The organism is Isoptericola variabilis, from assembly GCF_050311655.1.
GTDB lineage: Bacteria > Actinomycetota > Actinomycetes > Actinomycetales > Cellulomonadaceae > Isoptericola > Isoptericola variabilis.
The window spans coordinates 174,055-195,538 of the sequence record NZ_JBNOZM010000004.1 but is presented as its reverse complement, the minus strand read 5'-3'; the positions used below and the strand labels follow the sequence as shown (position 1 = coordinate 195,538).

The 21,484-nt window shown below is 76.4% G+C and carries 20 protein-coding genes; 12 read left to right on the top strand and 8 right to left on the bottom strand.

Translation table 11 applies throughout. The features are described 5' to 3' along the window. Positions 1-22 precede the first annotated feature (22 nt). Entirely contained in the window at positions 23-2,281 is a 2,259-nt protein-coding gene (locus tag ACQP60_RS10695; RefSeq protein WP_429731931.1) for an ATP-dependent DNA helicase RecG, read from the bottom strand. Beyond that, a complete protein-coding gene (locus ACQP60_RS10690; RefSeq protein WP_429731928.1) occupies positions 2,278-4,014 on the bottom strand; it encodes a DAK2 domain-containing protein in 1,737 nt (578 codons plus the stop codon). Before ACQP60_RS10690 ends, ACQP60_RS10695 begins: the two co-directional genes overlap by 4 nt. Before the next feature lie 157 nt (positions 4,015-4,171). Here ACQP60_RS10690 and rpmB point away from each other — a divergent pair, with 157 nt between their 5' ends. Next, entirely contained in the window at positions 4,172-4,363 is a 192-nt protein-coding gene (rpmB, locus tag ACQP60_RS10685) for a 50S ribosomal protein L28 (protein ID WP_069984843.1), read from the top strand. 216 nt (positions 4,364-4,579) lie between these two features. Further along, positions 4,580-5,098, top strand: a complete 519-nt coding sequence (locus tag ACQP60_RS10680; protein WP_429731925.1) for a GNAT family N-acetyltransferase — start codon at positions 4,580-4,582, stop codon at positions 5,096-5,098. Positions 5,099-5,111: 13 nt separating this feature from the next. On the opposite strand, the gene ACQP60_RS10675 is transcribed toward ACQP60_RS10680, so the two are convergent. Continuing rightward, a complete protein-coding gene (locus tag ACQP60_RS10675) occupies positions 5,112-6,131 on the bottom strand; it encodes a thiamine-phosphate kinase (RefSeq protein ID WP_429731922.1) in 1,020 nt (339 codons plus the stop codon). 52 nt (positions 6,132-6,183) lie between these two features. On the opposite strand from ACQP60_RS10675, the gene ACQP60_RS10670 reads away from it, so the two are divergent. Both ACQP60_RS10670 and ACQP60_RS10665 read left to right on the top strand, forming a co-directional pair. After that, positions 6,184-6,669 carry a DUF3515 family protein gene (locus tag ACQP60_RS10670; RefSeq protein WP_429731919.1) on the top strand — a complete coding sequence of 162 codons (486 nt, stop codon included), beginning with the start codon at positions 6,184-6,186 and terminating at the stop codon, positions 6,667-6,669. Between the two features lie 75 nt (positions 6,670-6,744). Beyond that, entirely contained in the window at positions 6,745-7,158 is a 414-nt protein-coding gene (locus tag ACQP60_RS10665) for a VOC family protein (protein WP_429731916.1), read from the top strand. 19 nt (positions 7,159-7,177) lie between these two features. Here ACQP60_RS10665 and ACQP60_RS10660 read toward each other — a convergent pair whose 3' ends face one another. Continuing rightward, on the bottom strand, positions 7,178-8,359 hold the full coding sequence (locus ACQP60_RS10660) for a D-alanine--D-alanine ligase family protein (RefSeq protein WP_429731913.1): 1,182 nt from the start codon (positions 8,357-8,359) through the stop codon (positions 7,178-7,180). Positions 8,360-8,402: 43 nt separating this feature from the next. Next, on the bottom strand, positions 8,403-10,031 hold the full coding sequence (locus tag ACQP60_RS10655) for an AMP-binding protein (RefSeq protein WP_429731911.1): 1,629 nt from the start codon (positions 10,029-10,031) through the stop codon (positions 8,403-8,405). Positions 10,032-10,124: 93 nt separating this feature from the next. Between ACQP60_RS10655 and ACQP60_RS10650 the strand changes: the two genes are divergently transcribed. Genes ACQP60_RS10650 through ACQP60_RS10635 form a run of 4 tightly spaced genes read left to right on the top strand, consistent with a single transcriptional unit; the run spans position 10,125 to position 13,966 of the window. Then, positions 10,125-10,262, top strand: coding sequence for a hypothetical protein (locus ACQP60_RS10650; protein WP_429731908.1), 138 nt, complete (start codon positions 10,125-10,127; stop codon positions 10,260-10,262). Next, positions 10,259-11,659, top strand: a complete 1,401-nt coding sequence (locus ACQP60_RS10645; protein ID WP_429731905.1) for a hemolysin family protein — start codon at positions 10,259-10,261, stop codon at positions 11,657-11,659. The genes ACQP60_RS10650 and ACQP60_RS10645 overlap by 4 nt, the downstream gene beginning before the upstream one ends. Next, on the top strand, positions 11,656-12,717 hold the full coding sequence (locus ACQP60_RS10640; RefSeq protein WP_429731902.1) for a CNNM domain-containing protein: 1,062 nt from the start codon (positions 11,656-11,658) through the stop codon (positions 12,715-12,717). The genes ACQP60_RS10645 and ACQP60_RS10640 overlap by 4 nt, the downstream gene beginning before the upstream one ends. Positions 12,718-12,757: 40 nt before the next feature. Beyond that, on the top strand, positions 12,758-13,966 hold the full coding sequence (locus ACQP60_RS10635) for an acyl-CoA dehydrogenase family protein (protein ID WP_429731899.1): 1,209 nt from the start codon (positions 12,758-12,760) through the stop codon (positions 13,964-13,966). Between the two features lie 7 nt (positions 13,967-13,973). Here the strand turns inward: ACQP60_RS10635 and ACQP60_RS10630 are convergent, their stop codons facing one another. Both ACQP60_RS10630 and ACQP60_RS10625 read right to left on the bottom strand, forming a co-directional pair. Beyond that, entirely contained in the window at positions 13,974-14,606 is a 633-nt protein-coding gene (locus ACQP60_RS10630) for a hypothetical protein (RefSeq protein WP_429731896.1), read from the bottom strand. Between the two features lie 51 nt (positions 14,607-14,657). Beyond that, on the bottom strand, positions 14,658-15,617 hold the full coding sequence (locus ACQP60_RS10625) for an aldo/keto reductase (protein ID WP_429731893.1): 960 nt from the start codon (positions 15,615-15,617) through the stop codon (positions 14,658-14,660). Positions 15,618-15,674: 57 nt separating this feature from the next. Here ACQP60_RS10625 and ACQP60_RS10620 point away from each other — a divergent pair, with 57 nt between their 5' ends. The 3 genes from ACQP60_RS10620 (at position 15,675) to ACQP60_RS10610 (ending at position 19,896) form a co-directional block, all read left to right on the top strand. Then, complete coding sequence (locus ACQP60_RS10620; RefSeq protein ID WP_429731890.1) at positions 15,675-17,042, top strand: MFS transporter; 1,368 nt, start codon at positions 15,675-15,677, stop codon at positions 17,040-17,042. Continuing rightward, a complete protein-coding gene (locus ACQP60_RS10615) occupies positions 17,039-18,634 on the top strand; it encodes a pyridoxal phosphate-dependent decarboxylase family protein (RefSeq protein WP_429731887.1) in 1,596 nt (531 codons plus the stop codon). Before ACQP60_RS10620 ends, ACQP60_RS10615 begins: the two co-directional genes overlap by 4 nt. Positions 18,635-18,735: 101 nt before the next feature. Continuing rightward, a complete protein-coding gene (locus ACQP60_RS10610; protein ID WP_429731884.1) occupies positions 18,736-19,896 on the top strand; it encodes a trans-sulfuration enzyme family protein in 1,161 nt (386 codons plus the stop codon). Between the two features lie 16 nt (positions 19,897-19,912). Here the strand turns inward: ACQP60_RS10610 and ACQP60_RS10605 are convergent, their stop codons facing one another. After that, on the bottom strand, positions 19,913-20,647 hold the full coding sequence (locus ACQP60_RS10605) for an HAD-IA family hydrolase (protein ID WP_429731881.1): 735 nt from the start codon (positions 20,645-20,647) through the stop codon (positions 19,913-19,915). A 112-nt stretch (positions 20,648-20,759) separates the two neighbouring features. Between ACQP60_RS10605 and ACQP60_RS10600 the strand changes: the two genes are divergently transcribed. After that, the gene (locus ACQP60_RS10600) at positions 20,760-21,458 is read left to right on the top strand and encodes an AMIN-like domain-containing (lipo)protein (RefSeq protein ID WP_429731879.1); all 699 of its coding nucleotides are present in this window, start codon (positions 20,760-20,762) and stop codon (positions 21,456-21,458) included. The last annotated feature ends 26 nt before the right edge of the window (positions 21,459-21,484 follow it).

Sequence of the window (21,484 nt, the reverse complement as noted above, 5' to 3'; positions counted from 1 at the left end):
CACGCGTCGTCGTCGACGACCGTCACGCCCGCTCGAGGAACTCCTCCTGCTCGTCGTCGAGCTGCGCCTCGATGGCGGCGCGCAACGCAGGGTGGAAGCCGAGCTCGACGTCGGCCTCGACGACGTCGCTCGCCTCGCGCCGGGCGTCGGCGATGAGGTCGGCGTCCTGCACGACGCGCAGCAGGCGCAGGGAGCTGGACCGCCCGGACTGCGCGGCCCCGAGCACGTCGCCCTCGGAGCGCAGCTCGAGGTCCAGGGTGGCGAGCCGGAAGCCGTCGGTGGTCTCCGCGAGCGCCTCGACCCGGGTCGCCGCGGGCGTGCCGGGCTGCGCCGTCGAGACGAGGAGGCACAGCCCCGGCGCGGCGCCGCGGCCGACCCGCCCGCGCAGCTGGTGCAGCTGGGACAGCCCGAACCGGTCGGCGTCGAAGACGACCATGACCGTGGCCTCGGGCACGTCCACGCCCACCTCGATCACCGTCGTGGAGACCAGCACCTGCAGCTCGCCGGCGGCGAACCGTGCCATGGCGGACTCCTTGTCCGCGGCCGGCATCTGGCCATGCAGCACACCGACGTCGAGGCCCGCGAGCGCCGGCGTCTCGCGCAGCATGTCCGCCACCTCGAGCACCGCGCGCAGGGGCGGGCGGTCGCTCGCCCCGGACGCGTCGCCGTCCATGAGCTCGAGCAGGTCGGGGACGTCGTCGAAGTCCTTCGCCACCGCGCCGCCGCCGGCGGGGAGGTCGTCGTCGGGGTGGATCCGCGGGCACACGACGTACGCGCGGTGCCCCTTGTCGACCTCCTCGCGCACGCGCGCCCACGTGCGCTCCATCCAGCGCGGGTTGCCCGCGGGCACGACGTGCGACGTGATCCCCGCGCGCCCGGCGGGCACCTGCGTGAGCGACGACGTCTCCAGGTCCCCGAAGACCGTCATCGCGACGGTGCGGGGGATGGGCGTGGCCGTCATGACGAGCACGTGCGGGGCCACCCGCCCCTTGGCGCGCAGCGCGTCCCGCTGCTCGACGCCGAACCGGTGCTGCTCGTCGACGACGACCAGGCCCAGGTCCGCGAACTGCACCTGCTCGCCCAGCAGCGCGTGCGTGCCCACGACGATCCCCGCCTCGCCGCTCGCCGCCTGCAGCAGCGCCTCCTTGCGGGCGGCCACGCCGAGCGAGCCGGTGAGCAGCGCGACCCTGGTGCCGTGCGCGGCCCCGCCCAGCAGGCCGCCCTCGGCCAGCGGCCCGAGCAGGGACCGCAGCGTGCGGGCGTGCTGCGCCGCGAGCACCTCGGTGGGCGCCAGGAGCGCGGCCTGGCCGCCGGCGTCGACCACCTGGAGCATGGCCCGCAGCGCCACGACCGTCTTGCCGGAGCCCACCTCGCCCTGGAGCAGCCGCTGCATGGGCCGGGCCTGGGCGAGCTCCTGCGCCAGGTCCTCGCCCACCGCGCGCTGGCCGTCGGTCAGGGTGAACGGCAGGCCGGCGTCGAAGTCGGCGAGCAGGCTCGGCTCCCCGGGGCCGCGCAGGGGGCGTGCGGTGGCCTCCTGCTCCGCGGCGCGCGCCCGGCGCTGCGCGAGCGCGGCCTGCAGCACGAAGGCCTCCTCGAACCGGAACCGGTGGCGCGCCTGCTGCCACGCGCGCTGGTCGACGGGGTGGTGGATCGCGCGCAGGGCGTCGAGCCGGCTCGGCAGCCCGTGCCGGGCACGGACCTCGTCCGGCACGGGGTCCTCGACGTCCTCCGCCGTGAGCGGGTCGAGCACCGTGCGCACGGCGCGCTGGATGCGCCAGGAGGGCACCGAGGACGACGCGGGGTAGATGGGGATCGGGCGGCTCGCCTCGAACATCGCCGCCTCGGCGTCGTCCGCGTCGACGCCCACGAGCACGTAGTCCGGGTGGGTGAGCTGGCGCGTGCCCCGGTACTCGCTGACCACCCCGGTGAACAGCCCCACCCGCCCGGGCCGCAGCTTGTCCTCGTGCGGCCGCAGCGCGCCGGCACGCTTGGCGAAGAACGTCAGCGCGAGCTCGTGCCGGCCGTCGGTGACGACCGCCGACAGCATGGCACCCGCGCGCGAGCGCATGGTCCGCACGGTCGCGCGCGCCACCCGCGCCATCACGGTGACGTGCTCGCCGAGCGCCAGCCGGTCCATGTCCGTGAGCGTGCCGGGGTCGCCGTACCGGCGCGGGTAGTGGCGCAGCAGGTCGCCGACGGTGACGAGTCCCAGCTTGGCCAGCGGCCCCGCGCTGCGGGCGCCGAGCACCTTCGTGAGCGCCTCGCCCTCGCGCCCGGTCATGCGCGCGCCTCCTCCGCGTCGTCGAGCGGCTCGACGCCGATCGCCACGTGGTCGCCGGGCCGGCCCGTGCGCATCACGACGACGTCCGCGCCGTCGGCGGCCGCGGCGGCGAGCGCCGCCAGCTCCTCGACCGCGGCGTCGGGCACGTCGTCGTCGGGCAGCAGGGTGACGATCGCCGCCGGCGTGCCGGCCACGAGCCGCTCGAGGACCGCTCCGACCGTGGCCGCCGGCCCGCCGTCGACCCGCAGCCCGGCGACCACCGCCCCGACGGCGGCGGCGACGTCCGCGTCCCCCTCCCGGGGGTCGTCGAGCGCCGCGGCGAGCGCGGAGGTGCCGGCCACGAGGTGCACGTCCCCGGGCGCGACGACGCGCACGACCTCCGGCGCCGAGCCCGGGCCGTCCGCGGGCCCGGCGCCGGCGTCGATACCCGTGGTCGCCCCGTGCAGCGCCTCGGGCGCGAGGACGAGCACGTGCGGGGCGCCCGCCCCGAGGGCCGCGGCGGCCAGGTCGTCGGCCGTCGGCGGCACGTCCAGGTCCAGCACCACGACGGCGCCCCCGCGCGCGAGCTCGGCGGCCAGCGCCGGCGCCGCGGTCGTCACGACCACGGCCCACCGGTCGGGCGGCACGGCGAGGTGGCGCACGGAGACCCGCGACACGGCACCCCGGGAGGCCCAGCGCCGCGCCACGTCCAGGGCCGCGCCGAGGTCGGCGGTGTGCACGTGGGCCTGCCACAGGGAGCGGTCGGCGTCGTCGGCGCCGCCCGCGCCGTCGGCCGCGCCGCCCACCACGACGACCGAGCTCCCGACGTCGTCGAGGTCCGCCCGCAGCGCGTCCGCGACCGCACCGGGGCTGAAGTTCGCGGCGGCGGCGGAGCGCTCCAGCACGAACATGAGCTCGACGTCGTCCTCCGGGTCCCCACCGTGCTCGTGGTCGTGGGCCTGCAGGCCTGCCTCGGGAGACCCGGCCGGCCCCGGGCCGCGGCCGGGCGCGGCGTCGCCCGCGGCACGGGCGACGGGGGCGGCGTGGCCGCGCAGGTCGATGTCCAGCAGCACGGGGCCGATGCTGCCGTCCGCCTCCGACACGTCCTCGAGCCCCGCCTCCGCGACGGCCCGCTGCGCCGCCGCCAGCGACCGCAGCACCAGCACGAGCCCGCACGCGCCGGCGTCGAGGACCCCGGCCGCACGCAGCGGCTCCAGCGCGCCCACGCTGCGCAGGGCCGCCTCCCGCGCGCCGCGGCACGCGGCGTCCGTCGTGGACAGGCGCGCCGGGGCTCCGGCCGGCCCGACCATCCCGCCGGCCTCGGCGTGCCGGGCCGCCGCCGCGGCGGACTCCGCCGCCGTGAGGATGGTGCCGGGCGCCGGGTGCGCGACGGCGTGCCGCGCGGTCCGGGCCGCGACGTCGAGCGCGATGGCGAGGCTGTCGCCGCGCGTGGCCGCGACCGTCAGGCCGCGCAGCCACTCGCTGAGGATCACCCCCGAGTTCCCCCGCGCGCCGAGCAGCGCGGCCCGCGCGGCCAGCCGCAGCAGGCGACCGCCGCCGGCCTCGGGCGGGGCGGTGCGGACGGCCGCCGCGGCGTCGCGGATGGTGAGATACATGTTGGTCCCGGTGTCGCCGTCGGCCACCGGGAAGACGTTCACGCGGTCGATCTCGGCCCGGGCCTCGGCCAGGGCGCGAGCGGCGGTGCTCAGCCAGGCGCGGACGACGGCGGCGTCGAGGAGCTCGGGCTGGGGCACGCCCCCACCGTAGCGGTGAGACAACCCACGTTGAGGGGCACTCCCGTGATCGGCTATCCTCGTGTGGTTGCCCGGCTGGTTCCGGGCTCCCCCAACCACCAAGCTTCACGTCCTGCTGCCCTGGCGCGGGTCGTGTCACGACGATTCAGGAGAGACCGTGGCTGCCAACTGCGACGTCTGCGGCAAGGGCCCGGGCTTCGGGCACAGCATCTCGCACTCCCACATCCGCACGAAGCGCCGCTGGAACCCGAACATCCAGCGCGTCCGTGCCGTGGTCGCGGGCACCCCCAAGCGTGTGAACGTCTGCACCTCCTGCCTCAAGGCGGGCAAGGTCACGCGCCAGGCCTGAGCCTGCGCACCGGGCACGCCCGGTGCATCGACGCTTCACGAGACGCCCGTCGGGAACTTCCCGGCGGGCGTCTCGTCGTCCCCAGGCACGGGTGACGGGGGGTCGACGACGCCGGTCGCCCCGCGCACCGGTCGCCCGCGGCCACCGGCAAAGAATTCGTGAAGGATTCACCAAACGGCCTTGGCCGAGGCACCGCCCGCGTGGCACCCTGGGCAGATGATCGTGCAGACCGACAGCGACGTGGAGATCCGGCCCGCCGCCGTGACCGACGCCGGGCGGATCGCTCAGGTGCACCTCACCTCGTGGAAGGGCGCCTACGCGAGCGTGCTGCCGGCCGAGTACCTCGACTCCCTCGACGCGACCGAGCGCGCCGCCCAGTGGCAGAAGATCCTCGACGAGGGCACCCGCACGACGCTCGTCGCCGAGGGCGACGGGCGCCTGCTGGGCTTCGCCAGCTACGGCCCCTCGCGCGACGAGGACGCCGAGGACGGCGACCTCGAGCTCTACGCGATCTATCTCGACCCCGAGTCCTGGGGGCGTGGCGTCGCCCGCGACCTCATGCGGACCGTCCTCGCGGACGTCCCCGACGGCGTGCCGATGTCGCTCTGGGTGCTGGCGCAGAACGAGCGCGCGCAGCACTTCTACCGCCGCCACGGCTTCCAGGCGGACGGCGTCGAGCGCATGGACGACATCGGCGACACCCCCGTCACCGAGGTCCGCTACCGCCGCGGCTGAGCGGCTGGGTCCGTCAGCCGCCGAAGTGGTCCCACCCGCCGGGGCCGGCGGGCTCCGCGCCGTCGACCGTGACGGCGGCCGGCCCGGGCCGCACCGTCCCCACCCGCCGGAAGGCCTCCGGCAGCGCGACGCCGGGCGGGAACGCGGCGAGCAGGCCGTGGTCCTCTCCCCCGGTGAGCGCCCAGCCCCGCGCCGCGAGGGCCGCGTCGTCGCCGCCGAGGCCCAGCGCCCGGGCGGCGGGCAGCAGCCGCGCGACGTCGGTGGCCAGCGCGGCGGACTCCACGTCGACGCCCACGCCGCTCGCGCGCGCCAGCCGGCCCGCGTCGCGCAGCAGCCCGTCCGAGACGTCGAGCATCGCGGTCGCCCCGCTCCGAGCCGCCGCCGGCCCGGCGGCGAGGGGCGCCGCCGGGCGCAGGTAGCCGGCCACGCAGGCCCCGACCCCCGCGTCGTCGACCGCCGTCGCGTCCGCGGGGCGCGCCGCGCCGGCGTCGAGCAGCGCGAGCCCCGCCGCCGAGAGACCGCGGTGCCCGGCGTAGGCCAGCACGTCGCCCGGTCGGGCGCCGGCCCGCGTCACCGGCGCGCGCCCCTCGAGGTCGCCGTGCGCCGTGACCGCCACGACCACCGTCTCGCCGCCCGAGAGGTCCCCGCCGACGACGCCCGCCCCGACCGGCGCGGACACGTCCGCCAGCCCGCGCGCCAGCCCGGTCACCCAGTCGACCGGCAGGTCCCCCGGCACCACGAGCGAGACGACCAGCGAGGTCGGACGGGCGCCCATCGCGGCGACGTCCGCGAGGTTGGCCGTCGCCGCCCGCGCCCCGACGTCGTACCCGCCCGACCAGCGCCGGCGGAAGTGCCGGTCCTCGACGAGCACGTCCGTGGTGACGACGAACCGCGCGTCGGGGGCCGCCACCACGGCCGCGTCGTCGCCCGGACCGAGCAGGGTCGCCGACGCGGCGGGCAGCAGGGGGAAGATCCGGGCGAGCAGGTCCTCCTCGGACAGGTCGCGCACGAGGGGGCGGGTGGCGTCGGTCACGGGACGACTGTAGGCGGTCGGCGGGCTCGTCCCGCCCGGTAGCGTGGGCGCCGTGTCCCGTCGTGCCCTGATGTCGTCCCGTGCCGCCCGCGCCGCCGCGCTGGGCGCGCTCGTCCTCCCGCTGGCGGCGTGCGCCACCACGATCGGCGCCACGCCCGCGGAAGACGCCGCGAACCCGGACTGCGCGCCCGTCATGCTGGCGCTGCCCGACGTGCTCGCGGGCGACCTCGACAAGGCGAAGACCAACGCCCAGGCCACCGCCGCCTGGGGCGAGCCGGGGGCCGCCGTGACCCTCCGGTGCGGCGTGACGCCCCCCGGGCCGTCGCCCGACTGCCAGCGGGTCGAGGCACCGGCCGGCGCCGTCGACTGGATCGTCGAGGCCGGCGACGACGGGACCTGGCGGTTCACCACCTACGGCCGCGAGCCCGCCGTCGAGGTCGTCGTGCCGCCGTCGGTCACCGAGAGCCACTCCACGTCGTTCATCGGCGACCTCGCGCAGGCCGTGAGCAACGTGCCGCCGACCGCCCAGTGCAGCTGACCGCACAGGGCAGCTGACGCGGCTGCCGAGACGCTCGCCGAGGCGCGTGTCGGGGCCTCGTGGCACGGTGACGGGATGGACCAGCGCCTGAGCCTCGTCACCCTCGTCGTCGCCGACCTCGCCGCCACGCGCCGCTTCTACGTGGACGGCCTGGGCTGGGAACCCCTCCTCGAGGCCCCCGGCGAGGTGCTGATGTTCCAGGTGGGGCAGCACCTCGTGCTGTCGCTGTGGGACGAGGAGCACGCGACGGAGGAGATCGGCCCGGTCGTGCGCGGCGGCACCGCGCCGCTCACCCTCGCGCACAACGTCGCCGGCCCCGCCGCGGTGGACGCCGTGCTCGAGGACGCGCGGCGGGCAGGTGCCCCGACCGTGCGCGACGGCGTGCGGCGGGAGTGGGGCGGCTACTCCGGGTACTTCACCGACCCCGACAGGTTCCTGTGGGAGGTCGCGCACGCGCCGGGCGAGCTCGGCGCGCTGGTCGTGCCCTGACGCGCCGGGCAGGACGCGGTCAGCGCAGGCCGGTGGGCCGCTCCAGGGCGAGCTGGATGAGCTCGTCGACGAGCTCGGGGTAGGTCACGCCCGACGCCTCCCACATGCGCGGGTACATCGAGAACGGCGTGAACCCGGGCATGGTGTTGATCTCGTTGACGATCACCCGCTCGTCCGGGGTGACGAAGACGTCCACGCGGGACAGCCCCTCGGCCTCGACGGCCTCGAACGTGCGCACCGCGACCTCGCGGATCTCGTCGATGACGGGCTGCGGCAGGTCGGCCGGGCAGCGGAGGTCGACGTGCGCCTCGTCGAGGTACTTGGCCTCGAAGTCGTAGAACGCGTGGCTGTCGTGGTCGACGACGATCTCGCCCGGCAGCGACGCCCGCGCCCGCGCGCCGTCGTGCCCGCCGAGCACGGCACACTCGATCTCGCGGCCGTCGATCCCGGCCTCCACGACCACCTTGGGGTCGTGCTGGCGCGCGGCCTCGACGGCGGCGGGCAGGTCGGCCAGGTCGTCCACGCGCGTGATCCCGAGCGACGAGCCCGCGCGCGCGGGCTTGACGAACAGCGGCAGGCCGAGCGGCTCGACGGCGGCGACGCACGCGGCGCGGTCCCGCTCCCAGTCCCGGGGCCGGATCACGACGTACGGGCCGACGGCGAGGCCCTGCCCGGCGAGCACGAGCTTCATGAAGTGCTTGTCCATGCCGACCGCCGAGGCGAGCACGCCCGCGCCGACGTAGTGCACGTCCGACAGCTCCAGCAGACCCTGCACCGTGCCGTCCTCGCCGAACGGGCCGTGCAGCAGCGGGAAGACGACGTCGACCTCGCCGAGCAGCGCGGGCACCTGGCCCGGCTCCAGCACGCGCAGCGTGCGCTCGCCCTGGGTGAGCGAGAGCACGACCTCGGCGCCCGAGTCGGCGGTCACCTCCGGGAGGCGGCCGTCGGTGATCTGCCACCGCTCCGGGTCGTCGGCGGCGATCACCCAGCGGCCCTCGCGCGTGATGCCCACGGGCACGACGTCGTAGCGGTCGCGGTCGATCGCGCGCAGCACCCCGGCCGCGGTGGACGCGGAGATGGCGTGCTCGCCCGAGCGGCCGCCGAACAGCACGGCGACGCGGGTCTTGCGCGGGGTGCCGTCACCCGCGGTCGGGACGGCGGGAACGGGGCTCGTCGAGGGAGCGGTGGTGGCGTCGGACATCGCCGCCCAACCTACCGGACCCGTCCCCGCCGCCCGGACCGGATCACCGGGCGCGGAGCTCCTTGCGCAGGATCTTGCCCGCGGCGGACTTCGGCACCGCGTCGACGAACTCCACGACCCGGACCTTCTTGTACGGGGCGACCTGCTCGGCGACGAAGTCCTGCACGTCCACCGTCGTCAGCGCGCTGCCCTCGACCCGCACGACGAACGCCTTCGGCACCTCCCCCGACTCCGGGTCGGGCACGCCGATCACCGCCGCGTCGGCGATCTCCGGGTGCGTGAGCAGCAGCGCCTCCAGCTCGGCGGGCGCCACCTGGTAGCCCTTGTGCTTGATGAGCTCCTTGAGGCGGTCGACGACGGTGAACGCGCCGCCGGCGTCGACCGTCACGATGTCGCCGGTGTGCAGGAAACCGTCCGGTTCGAGCGTGTCGCGGGTGGCCTGCTCGTCCGCGAGGTACCCGACCATGACGTTCGGGCCGGCGCACAGCAGCTCGCCGGGAGCGCTGACGCCGTGCTCGGGCTGCGCGATCGCCTCGCCCGTCGCCGGGTCGACGACGCGGGCGAGCATGTTCGGCACCAGCAGCCCGACGGTGCCCGGGGAGATGTCCCTACGGCCGACGGGGATGACGTGCGAGACCGGGGACATCTCCGACATCCCGTAGCCCTGCAGCACCCGGGTGCCCGGCAGCCGTCCGGCGACGGCCTCCGCCAGGTGCTCGTCGAACGGCGCGGCCCCCGACATGAGGATCCGCACGCTGGACAGGTCCCGGTCGGCCGCCGCGGGGTGCTTGGCGAGCGCCAGCGCGATGGGCGGCGCGACGAACAGCACGGTGGCGCGGTGCTGCTCCACGACCCGCAGGTACTCGGCGAGGTCGAACCGCGGCAACGTGACCAGCGTGGAGCGCTGGTAGATCGCGCCGTTCATCAGCACCGTCATGCCGTAGATGTGGAAGAACGGCAGGACGGCAGGGACGACGTCGTCGGCGGCGAGCGGCACGTACGCGTCCGTCTGCAGCACGTTCGCCACGAGGTTGCGGTGGGTGAGCATGACGCCCTTCGGCAGCCCGGTCGTGCCCGACGAGTACGGCAGCACGGCGAGGTGCGTGCGCGGGTCGAAGGTGACGTCGGGCGCCGCGTGGCCGCCCGCGAGGAGCTCGCCGAGCGACGGGTGCCCGTCCGCGCCGTCGAGCACGACGACGTCCGCGGCCGCCATCCCGACCGCGTCGGCGCCGGCCTCGGCCGCGGGCAGCAGCGCGGACACGGTCACGAGCGCCTTCGCCCCCGACGACCCGAGCTGCTTGGCGACCTCGCGCCCGGACGCGAGCGCGTTGATCGTCGTCACCGTGATGCCGGCCCGCAGCAGGCCGTGGAAGACGGCGACGAACGCGGGCACGTTGGGGCTGTGCAGGGCCACCACGTCGCCCAGGCCCAGGCCCCGGGCGGCGAACGCCCCGGCGATCGCGTCCACGCGGTCGCGCAGCTCGCCGTACGTGGTCGTGGCGCCGCTCGGGCCGTCGACGAGGGCCACGCGACCGCGGTCGCCGTCGTCGAGCGACGCGAAGAGGAAGTCGTAGAGGCTGACGTCGGGGATCTCGACGTCGGGGTGCGGGCTGCGGATGACGGAACGGTCGATGGTGGTGTCGACGTCGGCGTCGGCGCTGGTCTCGGACATGGCGGTCCCTTCGTGCGGCACGGTCCTCGTCGACCGTGTGGCAGGGAGCGTAGCGCCGGGAACCGATGGCGCGAGAGCGTCGTTGGGGCGAACGTGGACACCACGAACGACACGAACACCATCGTGGCGCCCGCGGCCGACGACACGGCCGCGCCCGCCGACGACCCCAGTCATAGTCCGGGCCCGCAGCCCCCGGCTCCCGTCGACCCCGAGGCGGTGCGCCACCGGTGACCGCCGTCCTCTCCCTCCTCCTCGGCATCCTGGTGATCCTCGTGATCACCGCGGCGACGGCGTACTTCGTCGCCCAGGAGTTCGCCTACATGACCGTGGACCGCTCCCGGCTCGCCGCCCGCGCGGAGGCCGGTGACGCGACCGCGCAGCGGGCGCTCGCCGTCACGCGCCGCACGTCCTTCGTCCTCTCGGGCGCCCAGCTGGGCATCACGGTGACCGGCCTGCTGGTGGGGTACGTGGCCGAGCCGCTGGTGGGCGACGCGCTGGGCACCCTGCTCGGCGGCGTCGGCGTCCCGACCGGCGTCGGAGTGGCCGTCGGCACGGTCGCAGCCCTCGTCGTCTCGACGCTGGTGCAGATGCTCTTCGGCGAGCTGTTCCCGAAGAACCTCGCGATCGCGCGGCCGGAGCCCACGGCGCTGCGCCTGGCCGGCTCGACGACGGCGTACCTCACGGTGCTCGGCTGGCTCATCGCCGTCTTCGACAAGGCGTCGAACGCCCTGCTGCGACTGCTGCGCATCGAGCCGGTGCACGACGTCGAGCACTCCGCCACCGCCCGCGACCTCGAGCACATCGTCGCGGACTCCCGCGAGAGCGGCGACCTGCCCGACGACCTGTCGGTGCTGCTGGACCGCATCCTCGACTTCCCGCAGCACGACGTCGAGCACGCCATGATCCCGCGCTCGCGCGTCGGCACCGTCGACCCCGCCCTCACGGTGGGCGAGCTGCGCACGCTCATGGCCGGCGGCCACTCCCGCTACCCGGTGGTGGACGACGAGGACCGCGCGCTCGGCGTGGTCCAGCTCACCGACCTGCTGCGGACCGGCCTCGGCGACGCCGCGCCCGTCACCGAGCTCATGCGCCCGGTCACCGTGCTGCCCACCCTCATGGGCCTGCCGGACGCCCTCACCGAGCTGACGCGCACCCGCAACCAGCTCGCCGTCGTCGTCGACGAGTACGGCGGCTTCGCCGGCGTCCTCACGCTCGAGGACCTCGCCGAGGAGCTCGTCGGCGAGATCACCGACGAGCACGACCCCGCCCTGCCGGTCACCGTGACGGCCGAGGAGGACGGCGCGTGGGTGATGGGCGGCGACGTCCACCTCGACGAGGCGGAGCGCGCCATCGGCCACGACCTGCCGCGCGGCGACCACGAGACCGTCGCCGGGCTGCTCATCGCCCAGACCGGCGCGCTGCCCCGCGCGGGCGACACCGTCACCGTCGAGCTGCCGCCCGACCCGGCGGACCTCGTGCACGACGAGCCCGTCGCCCGGCGGATCGAGGTCGACGTGATCTCCGTCGAGCGGCACGTGCCCCACCTGGTGCGCGTGCGGCTGGTCGAGGGCCCGCAGGAGGCCGCCGACCAGGCGGGCGCCACGACGTCGACGGAGGACGACCGATGAGCAACCCCTGGGTGGTCGTCGCCGCGACCGTCGTCATCATCGCGCTCAGCGCGTTCTTCGTGGCCGTGGAGTTCGCCCTGCTGGGGGCGCGCCGCCACCGCCTGGAGGACGCCGCACCCCGCAGCCGGTCCGCACGGGCGGCGCTGCGCAGCTCGTCGGAGCTCACGCTGCTGCTGGCGGGCTCCCAGCTCGGCATCACGGCGTGCACCCTGGCGCTCGGCGCGGTGACCAAGCCGGCGGTGCACCACTGGCTCACGCCGCTGTTCGCGGCGTGGGGCGCGCCGTACTGGGTGGCCGACGTCGCGGGCTTCGTGCTCGCGCTGATCCTCGTGACGTTCCTGCACCTCGTGGTCGGTGAGATGGCGCCCAAGTCGTGGGCCATCGCGCACCCCGAGGCGTCCGCCACGCTGCTCGCCCTGCCGATGCGGGCGTTCATGTGGCTCACCCGGCCCGTGCTGCGCTGGCTCAACGCGCTGGCCAACCGCTGCCTGCGGGCCGTCGGCGTGGAGCCGGTGGACCACATCGAGGCGGGCCACGACCCGGCGACGCTGCGCCACCTCGTGGAGCACTCGGCGAACGTCGGCGCGCTCGACGCCGCGTACTCCACGCAGATCGCCGGGGCGCTCGAGCTCGAGACGCTCACCGTCGACGCGCTGGTGCCGCCGGGGGCGCGCCCCACCGCCGTCGCCGCGGACGCGACCGCCGCCGACGTGCGCGCCGCGTCCGTGACGTCCGGCCACCTGCGCATCCTGCTGCGCGACGGCGGCACGGACGGGGTGGACGGCGACGGGCCCGACGGCGAGGTGACCGGCGTCGTGCACGTGCGCGACACCCTGGTGCTCGCCGACGACGCCCCCGTGGCGCCGGTGGCGCGCGCGCCGTTCGTGCTCGACGCGTCGACCACCGTGCACGCCGCGATCTCGCTGCTGCGGGAGGCGGGCGAGCAGCTCGCGCTGGTGCGTCGCGACGGGCGTACGCTCGGCGTCGTCACGCTCGCGGACGTGCTGCGCCGGCTGCTGCCGCAGCCGGAGGAGGCGACCGCCGCCGGCGTCGTCTGATCGCGCGCAGCCGGGCGGCGGCGCGGCGTACGGTGAGGTCATGCCTGTGACCTCGCCGGACGCCGCGCCGTCGCCCTTCTCCGCCCCCCGCCAGATCCTCACCGACGAGCTCCTGGAGACCGTTCGCGGCCGCGCGGCGACGTACGACCGCGAGAACGCGTTCTTCGCCGACGACCTCGCCGACCTCAAGGCCGCGGGCTACCTGCAGGCGATGGTGCCCGAGCACCTCGGCGGCGCCGGCCTGACGCTGCGGGAGGCCGCGCGCGAGCAGGCGCGGCTCGCCGGCGCCGCGCCGGCCACCGCTCTCGCGGTGAACATGCACCACGTCTGGGTGGGTGTCGCCCGGTTCCTGCACGAGCGCGGCGACCACACCCTCGACTGGCTGCTCGAGGAGACGGCGCGCGGCGAGGTCTTCGGCTTCGGCTACTCCGAGGCGGGCAACGACCTCGTGCTGCTCGGCTCGCGTACCGAGGCGCGTCCCGACGGCGACGGCGGGTACTCCTTCCACGGGACGAAGATCTTCACGTCCAACTCCCCCGGCTGGACCCGCCTCGGCGTCATGGGGCTCGACGACACCACCGACCCCGACGACCCGCGCATCGTGCACGCCTTCGTCACCCGCGACGGCGGCGGCTTCGAGATCAAGGACGACTGGGACACGCTCGGCATGCGGGCGTCGCAGTCCTGCACCACCGTGCTCGACGGCGCGCACGCGCCCGCCGAGCGGGTGCTGCGCCGCATCGCGCCCGGCCCCAGCCTCGACCCGTACGTGCTGGGCATCTTCACGTCGTTCGAGATCCTGCTCGCGTCCGTGTACCTCGGCATCGCCGACCGCGCGCTGGCGCTCGCCGTCGAGACGGTGAACAAGCGGCGCTCGATGAAGACCGGCAAGGCCTACGCGCAGGACCCGGACATCCGCTGGCGCATCGCCACCGCCGCCCTTGCGCTGGACGGCCTGTGGCCGCAGCTGGACATGGTCGCGGGCGAAGTCGACGCGCAGGTGGACGTGCGATCCGGATCAGGTGCCGGTTTCTTCCGCTCGACGGCGGGCCTCAAGGTGCGCGTCACGGAGACGGCGCGGCAGGTGGTGGACGAGGCGATCCGCTGCTCCGGCGGGTCGACGTACTTCAACCGCTCCGAGCTCGGCCGCCTCTACCGCGACGTGCTGGCCGGCATCTTCCACCCCAGCGACGACGAGTCGGCGCACTCCACCGTGGCGCAGGCGATCCTCGGGCCGCTCGAGGACTGACCCCCGATCAGCCGCCGGACAGCACCCGCGCCTTGGCGCCGGCGTACTCGGCGTCGGTGAGGGACCCGGCGGCGTGCAGGGCCTCCAGGCGTTCGAGCCGGTCGACGACGTCGGCCGGCCCACCCGGAGACGTGGCGTCCGAAGGCCCCGGGGACGGCGCGGGGGCGGGGCGCGGCGGCACCGGCCCCCGCGCCAGCCCGACGACCGCGGCGACGAGGCCGAGCCCGACGGCCACCCAGCCGAGGACGATCCGCACGTGCACCTGCTCCGGGGTCGCGAGGTGCTGCGCGACGGCGTCGTGCCACCCCCACAGGAGGGCGCCCGCCGCGGCCGCGAGGGCCAGCCCGAACGACGCCCGGCGGGTGGCGCGCCGGCTCATCAGCGCGGCGAGCAGGAGGAGCCCGCCGCCCAGGACCGGGGTCACCGAGGCGACGTCGTCGGAGGCGCAGCTCGCGGCGGCGCACTCCCACCGCACGAGGTTCCACTCGCGCGCGCCGTAGTGCAGCAGCAGGACCGCCCCGACGGCCGGCACCAGCGAGAGCAGGGCCGCTACGCCGTCGGTCGTCCAGCGCAGACGGCGCGCCGACGCGAACAGGTCGTCCTCGAGGGCGTGCGGCGACGGGTCGGTGTGCTCGGGCATGCGCCCATTCTCACCGACGGCCGCCCGCGTCCCACGCCTTCGGGTGTGGGCTCAGGACGAGGCGCCGTCCAGCCGGGCGAGCTCGTCGGGGGTGAGCTCCAGGGACATCGAGCGCAGCAGGGCGCCGAGCTGGCCCGTGTGCCGGGCGCTGGCGACTGGCGCCACGACGGTCGGCTGCTCGCGCAGCCAGGCCAGCGCCACGGTCGCGACGGGCACGTCGTGGGCGGCGGCGACGTCGTCGAGCGCGGCCAGCACGCGCCGCCCGCGGTCGTCGAGGTAGCGCGCCGCGCCCTGGGCGCGCGGGCTGTCGGGCGCCTCGCCGTCGCGGTAGCCGCCCGCGAGGAAGCCGGAGGCGAGCGCGTAGTACGGCAGCACCCCGAGCCCGTGGCGCTCGGCGGCCGGGCGCAGGGTGCCCTCGAACCCGCGCTCCACGAGGTTGTAGTGCGGCTGCAGCGCCACGGGGCGGTGCAGCCCGCCGGCGGCGACGGCGGCGAACCACTCGTCGATCCGCTCGGGCGCGTAGTTGGAGACGCCGATCTCGCGCACGAGGCCGTCGTCCACGAGCGCGGAGAATGCCGCGGCGGTCTCCTCGATCGGCGTGTCGGCGTCGTCGAAGTGCGCGTAGTACAGGTCGATGCGGTCGGTTCCGAGTCGCTTCAGCGACGCCTCCGCCGCCGCGCGCACGGTCGGCGCGGCCAGCCCGCGGTACTCCGGGTGCGTGGACACCTTGGTCGCGACCAGCACGTCGTCGCGGCGGCCCGTGCGCGCCAGCCAGCGCCCGATCGTCGCCTCGCTCTCGCCGCCGGAGTTGCCGGGCACCCACGCGGAGTAGCCGTCGGCGGTGTCGACCATGCGGCCGCCGGCGTCGGCGAACGCGTCGAGGACCGCGAAGGACGCCGCGTCGTCCGCCGTCCAGCCGAACACGTTGCCGCCGAGCACGAGCGGCGCTCCGGCGAGGTCGAGGGAGCCGAGCGCCTGGCCGGCCGGGGCAGAGTTCGTCGCCTGGGTCACACCAGGCACAAGGACGGCGGGGCCCGCCGCATTCCCGGGCCGCTACGATCCCGCGTCATGACGCTGCGCAGGGGCACGGTCGCCCGGTACGCCGTCGGGTCCGTCGGCACCGGCGGGTTCGCGACGCTGCCCGGGCTGGTGCTGGTCTTCTACCTCACCGACACCCTCGGGGTCGCGGCCGGGCTCGCCGGGCTGCTGGTCACCGCGGCGAAGGTGTGGGACGTCGTCATCGACCCGCTGATCGGCGCGGCCAGCGACCGCGAGCGCGCCCGCACGGGCCGTCGTCGTCGCCTCATGGTGGTGGGCGGGCTCGCCCTGCCGGTGTTCTTCACCCTGACGTTCGCCGTGCCGGCCGGCCTCGGGGCCGCGGGCGCCGCGACCTGGGTGCTGCTCGCGTTCCTCGCGGCCGCGACCGCGTTCAGCCTGTTCCAGGTGCCGTACATCGCCCTGCCCGCCGAGCTCGCGGACACGTACGACGCCCGCACCCGCCTGCTCACCGCGCGGGTCGTGGTGCTCACCGCCGCGATCCTGCTGTTCGGCGGGGGCGGGCCCGCGCTGCGCGTGCTCGGGGGCGACGACGAGCGCCTCGGCTACCTGCTGATGGCCGTGGCGGCGTCCCTCGCGCTGGGGGCGGCGCTGCTCGTCGCGTCGACGGTCGAGGCGTCCGCGGGTCCGCCCGCCCCGCCCCGGCCCGTCCCCGCGCGGGCCCGGCTCGCCGCGCACTACCGCGAGGGACTCGCGCTGCTGCGCTCGAGCCGCCCGTTCCGCACGCTGCTCGGCACCTTCGTGCTGCAGGCGCTCGCCACGGGCGCCATGCTCGCGGGCGCCCAGTACGTCGCGACCTGGGTGCTGGACGACACCGCCGCCGTGACGTTCCTGTTCGTCGCCCTGGTCGGGCCGGCGCTCGTCGTGACCCCGGCGTGGGGCGTGATCGCGCGCCGGGTCGGCAAGGAGCGCGCGTTCCGGCTGGCGTCGGCGCTGTTCGCCGTGGCGGCGCTCGCGCTGCTCCCCCTCGCCTGGGCGCCGGGCGCCTGGGTGTACGGGCCCGTGGCCCTGGCGGGCGCCGCGTACGCGGGCATGCAGTCGCTGCCGATGGCGATGCTGCCCGACGTCATCGCGCACGACGCCCGCGAGACCCGCACCGACCGGGCCGGCGCCTTCGGCGGCGTCTGGACCGCGGGCGAGACGACCGGCATGGCGCTCGGCACCACCCTGCTGACGGTGGTGCTCGCCGCCACCGGCTACGTGGAGTCCACGGGAGGGCAGAGCGTCGTCCAGCCCACCGCCGCCGTGCTCGGCATCGTCGCGTCGTTCAGCCTCCTGCCCGCGCTGCTCGTCGCCGCGAGCCTGCTGCCCCTCGGCCGCTACCCGCTGCGCCGCCACGACGTCGACGACGCCTCTCCTCGAACCCAGGAGGTCCCGTGAACCGCCCCGCCCCGCCCGCCGACGCGCTCGACGGCCCGTTCGACCTCGCCCAGGACCCGGCCGCCGTGCTCGCCGCGCTGGCCGCCCTGCGCCACCGCGACGCGCCCACCCACGGCGGCCGGGTGCTCAGCTACGTGTACGACCCGGGCGTCCCGGAGCTCGACGCGCTCGCCGGCGACGCGGCCCGCGCGATGCAGCCGGTCAACGGTCTCGACCCCACCACGTTCGGCTCGGTGGCCGCCCTGGAGCGCGACGTCGTCGCGTTCTCGCGCGACCTGCTCGGCGGCGATGCCGACACGGTCGGCACGGTGACCAGCGGCGGCACGGAGAGCTGTCTGCTCGCCGTGCAGTCGGCGCGGGACACGTGGCTGGCCGCCCGCGGCCTGCGGCCGGGCGAGGCACGACCGAGGCTGGTCGCTCCCGTCACGGTGCACGCCGCGTTCCAGAAGGCCGCGCACCTCTACGGGCTGGAGCTCGACCTCGTGCCCGTCACCGCCGACGGCCCGACGGCGGGCGCCGTCGACGCCGCGACGCTCGGCGCACGCCTGACCGCTGGCCTCGAGGGCGCGTCCGACGTCGCGCTCGTCGTCGTGTCCGCGCCGTCCTACCCGCACGCCGCCGCCGACCCGGTGGCCGACGTCGCCGCGCTCGCGGCCGCCCAGGGGGTGCCCGTGCACGTCGACGCGTGCATCGGCGGCTTCGCCCTGCCGTTCTGGCCGGGGCTGCCCGCGTGGGACCTGCGCGTGCCCGGCGTGACCAGCGTGAGCGCCGACCTGCACAAGTACGCGTTCGCCCCCAAGGGCGCGTCCGTGCTGCTGCACCGCGACCGCGACCGGCAGCGGGCGCAGTACTTCGCCACCACCCGCTGGCCCGGCTACCCCGTGGTGAACCCGACGCTGCTCGGCTCCCGGTCGGGCGGGCCGCTCGCCGCCGCGTGGGCGATCCTGCAGGCCCTCGGCACGGACGGGCTCGCGACGCTCGCCGGGCGCGCCCGGCGAGCCACCCTCGCGCTGCGCGACGCCGTCGACGGAGCCGGGATCGACGGGCTGCGCGTCGTCGGCTCCCCCGTCGGGCCGCTGCTGGCGGTCGCCACCGACGAGTCCGTCCCGGAGGCCCGCCGCGTCGACCCGCACCTGTGGGCCGACGCCGTCGCGCGGCGCGGCTGGGTGCTCCAGGCGCAGCCCGGGCTGGACCAGGCCGACGGCACGCGCCTGCCGCACACCACGCACCTCACGGTCACGCCGGTCACCGAGGGTGTGCTGGGCGAGCTGGTGCCCGTGCTGCGCGCGGCCGCCGACGAGGTGCGCGGACTCCCCCGGCCCGACGCCGGCACCCTGCTTGGCGCCCTCCCGCCCCTCGACCCCGGCGCGTCCCTCGACTCCGCGACGGCCGCGGCGCTCCTGGACGGCATCGGGCTCGGCGGCGTCGGCGGCGGCCCGGACGCCGACACCGACGCCGAGCCCGGCGTCGGGCCCGGCGTCGGGCCCATGGCGCCGCTGCTGGCGCTCGTCGAGGCGCTGCCCGCGCCGCTGGTCGAGCGGCTGCTGGTCGAGCTGCTGGCCCGCCTCGTCGAGCCGCGCCCCGCCGTCTGACCCGAGTTGTCAGGGCCAGGGTCACGTATACCCACCCCTGGCCCTGACAACTCGGTGGGACGGGGCGTCGCCGGCCCCGAGCGCCGTCGTACCCTGCGGCCATGACGCACGACCCGCACGGACCGCAGGTGCCCCTGTCCCCCGCCACCCTCGCCGTCACGGCGGGCCGCCCGACGCGCGTCCAGGGCGGGCCGGTGAACCCGCCGGTCGTGCTGAGCTCCACCTACGTGAACCAGGGCGTGACCGGCCCCGGCGAGCTGCTGTACACGCGGATGGACACCGAGACGTGGCACCCGTTCGAGGAGGCGCTGGCGGCGCTCGAGGGCGCGCGCCACGGCGTCGTCTTCGGCTCGGGGATGGCGGCGGTGATCGCGGCCGTCGGCGACGTGCCCGACGGCGGCGCCGTCGTCGTGCCGCGCCACGCGTACCAGGTGTCGCTGGGCTACCTCGACGACCTCGCCGCCCGGCACGGGGTCGACGTGCGCCGGGTCGACATCGCCGACACCGACCAGGTCGTGGCCGCGCTCGACGGCGCCCACGTGCTGCTGGCCGAGTCGCCCACGAACCCCATGCTGGAGGTCGCGGACCTCCCCGCGATCCTGTCGGCCGCGCGCGAGCGCGGCGTGCGCACCGTCGTGGACAACACGTTCGCGACACCGCTCGGGCAGCGCCCGCTCGACCTCGGCGCGGACGTCGTCGTGCACTCCGTGACCAAGTACCTGGCGGGCCACTCCGACGTCGTGCTCGGCGCGGCCGTCACCCGCGACGACGAGATCGCCGCCGGCCTGCGGGCCTACCGCACGCTGCACGGCGCCATCCCCGGCCCCATGGAGGTGTGGCTGGCCCTGCGTGGGCTGCGCACGCTGCACCTGCGGGTGGAGCGGGCGAACGCGTCGGCGGCCGAGCTCGCGCGCCGTCTCGCGGAGCACCCGGGCGTGGCCGAGGTGCGGCACCCGTCGCTGCCCGGCGACCCCGGCCACGAGCGCGCCGCCGGCCTCATGAACGGCTTCGGCGCGATCCTCGGCGTCCGCCCGCACGGCGGCCCGGCCGCCGCCGACGCCGTCGTGGCCGCCGTGCGGCTGTGGGTGCCCGCCACGTCGCTCGGCGGCGTCGAGTCCACGCTCGAGCGGCGCCGGCGGTTCGCCACCGAGTCGCCCACGGTGCCCGAGGACCTGCTGCGCCTGTCCGTGGGCGTCGAGGACGTCGAGGACCTCTGGGCGGACCTGGACCAGGCGCTCAGGGTCGGCGCCGATGCCGGCTGACGCCTGACGCCTGACGTCAGCCGGCGGGCGGACGCAGCCCCCCGGCAAGCAGCCGGGCAGGCAGGTCCGCCAGGTCGGCGGCGTGCAGGTCGAACGCGTCGTCGGCCCGCGGGGCGTCTCCCCGCGGGCGCGGCACGTACGCGGTGCGCATCCCCGCGGCGGCCGCCGCGCGCAGGTCCCAGGCGTGGGCGGCGACCATGACGGGCGGACCCGCCGGGCCGGTCGTCGCCACCCCGCGTCCGGGAGCGACGGCCGCAGCAGCGACCGCGGCGGCGTAGAGCTCCGGCGCGGGCTTGTAGGTGCCGACGTCCTGCGCCGACAGCGCCTCGTGCCACCCCAGCCCGGCGTTCGCGCGCAGCGCCGCGAGCGTGCGGCGGTCCGCGTTGGACAGGCCGAGCACCGTGAAGTCGCCCGCCAGCGCCGCGAGCCCCGCCACGGAGTCCGGCCAGGGGCGCAGCCGCTCGGCGGCGGTCGCCAGCCGGTCGACGGCGGACGCCGGCAGCACGCCCTCGGCGGCCAGACCGGCGAGCACCTCGCGGTCCAGGGCGCCGCTCGGCGCGAAGCCACGGCGGCCCTCGACCACCGCACCCTCGCGTTCGGCGACCCGGTCGAGCCACGTCGCGACGGCGCTGCGGGCGGCACCCGCGTCGAGCCCGGCGTGCTGCCGCACCTGGGCCTCGAGGCTGCCCGCCTGGTCGACCAGCGTGCCGAGCACGTCGAACACCAGGACGGTCCGGGAGGTGGGAGGCATGTCGCCACCGTAGCCGTGGACCGTGCGCGGCCGTCGGGTCCGCGGTGCAGGAACGTCCGCACCTGCGTACGGTCGTGCCACCGCCGCGCGGCGGACGATCACGGGAGGCGCCATGACCAGCACCGGGACCCGTCCTGCACCTCGCTGCGTCGTCGGCACGGCCTCGGCGGCACTGCTCGCGCTCACGCTCGCCGCCTGCGCCGGCGACGGCCCCGGGAGCGGCACCGAGATCGACGGCACGGGCTCCGGCACGACGGCGTCGTCCGACCCTGCCGGGTCGCCTTCCGCCGCCACCCGCGACGACGGCGACGACAGCGACGACGACGCCACGGGCGACGCCCCCTCGACCGACGAGCCGTTCGTCGCCGACGCAGCTCCGGACTCCGCCGACCCCAGCGCCGACGCCGCGCTGGTGGTCACCGACGTCCGGGTCGGGCGGCACGACGGCTTCGACCGCGTCGTCCTCGACCTGGAGGGCACGGGCGCCCCCGGCTGGAGCGTGCAGTACGTGGACGCGGCGGCCGACGACGGCAGCGGGGAGCCTGTGGCGGTCGACGGCGACGGCGTGCTGCAGGTGCGGCTGTCGGGCATGGCGATGCCCGGCGAGGACCCGGACATCGCCGAGTACGACGGCGCCACGCTCGACCCCGAGGGCACGGACGCCGTCGAGGAGGTCGTCTACCGGTTCTGGTTCGAGGGGTACACGACGGCGTTCGTGGGCGTGGACGAGCCCGGCCTGCCGTTCCGCGTGTTCGCGCTGGAGGACCCGGCGCGCGTCGTCGTGGACGTGCGGCACCCGACCGACGACTGACCGCGAGGACGGCGCCGCGGCCGGAC

What these genes read in the sequence shown, in the direction of transcription:
- ACQP60_RS10695 (WP_429731931.1), bottom strand. Translation starts at nt 2,281, where the DNA reads ATGACCGGGCGCGAGGGCGAGGCGCTCACGAAGGTGCTCGGCGCCCGC.
- ACQP60_RS10680 (WP_429731925.1), top strand. Translation starts at nt 4,580, where the DNA reads ATGATCGTGCAGACCGACAGCGACGTGGAGATCCGGCCCGCCGCCGTG.
- ACQP60_RS10665 (WP_429731916.1), top strand. Translation starts at nt 6,745, where the DNA reads ATGGACCAGCGCCTGAGCCTCGTCACCCTCGTCGTCGCCGACCTCGCC.
- ACQP60_RS10660 (WP_429731913.1), bottom strand. Translation starts at nt 8,359, where the DNA reads ATGTCCGACGCCACCACCGCTCCCTCGACGAGCCCCGTTCCCGCCGTC.
- ACQP60_RS10655 (WP_429731911.1), bottom strand. Translation starts at nt 10,031, where the DNA reads ATGTCCGAGACCAGCGCCGACGCCGACGTCGACACCACCATCGACCGT.
- ACQP60_RS10640 (WP_429731902.1), top strand. Translation starts at nt 11,656, where the DNA reads ATGAGCAACCCCTGGGTGGTCGTCGCCGCGACCGTCGTCATCATCGCG.
- ACQP60_RS10635 (WP_429731899.1), top strand. Translation starts at nt 12,758, where the DNA reads ATGCCTGTGACCTCGCCGGACGCCGCGCCGTCGCCCTTCTCCGCCCCC.
- ACQP60_RS10630 (WP_429731896.1), bottom strand. Translation starts at nt 14,606, where the DNA reads ATGCCCGAGCACACCGACCCGTCGCCGCACGCCCTCGAGGACGACCTG.
- ACQP60_RS10620 (WP_429731890.1), top strand. Translation starts at nt 15,675, where the DNA reads ATGACGCTGCGCAGGGGCACGGTCGCCCGGTACGCCGTCGGGTCCGTC.
- ACQP60_RS10610 (WP_429731884.1), top strand. Translation starts at nt 18,736, where the DNA reads ATGACGCACGACCCGCACGGACCGCAGGTGCCCCTGTCCCCCGCCACC.
- ACQP60_RS10605 (WP_429731881.1), bottom strand. Translation starts at nt 20,647, where the DNA reads ATGCCTCCCACCTCCCGGACCGTCCTGGTGTTCGACGTGCTCGGCACG.
- ACQP60_RS10600 (WP_429731879.1), top strand. Translation starts at nt 20,760, where the DNA reads ATGACCAGCACCGGGACCCGTCCTGCACCTCGCTGCGTCGTCGGCACG.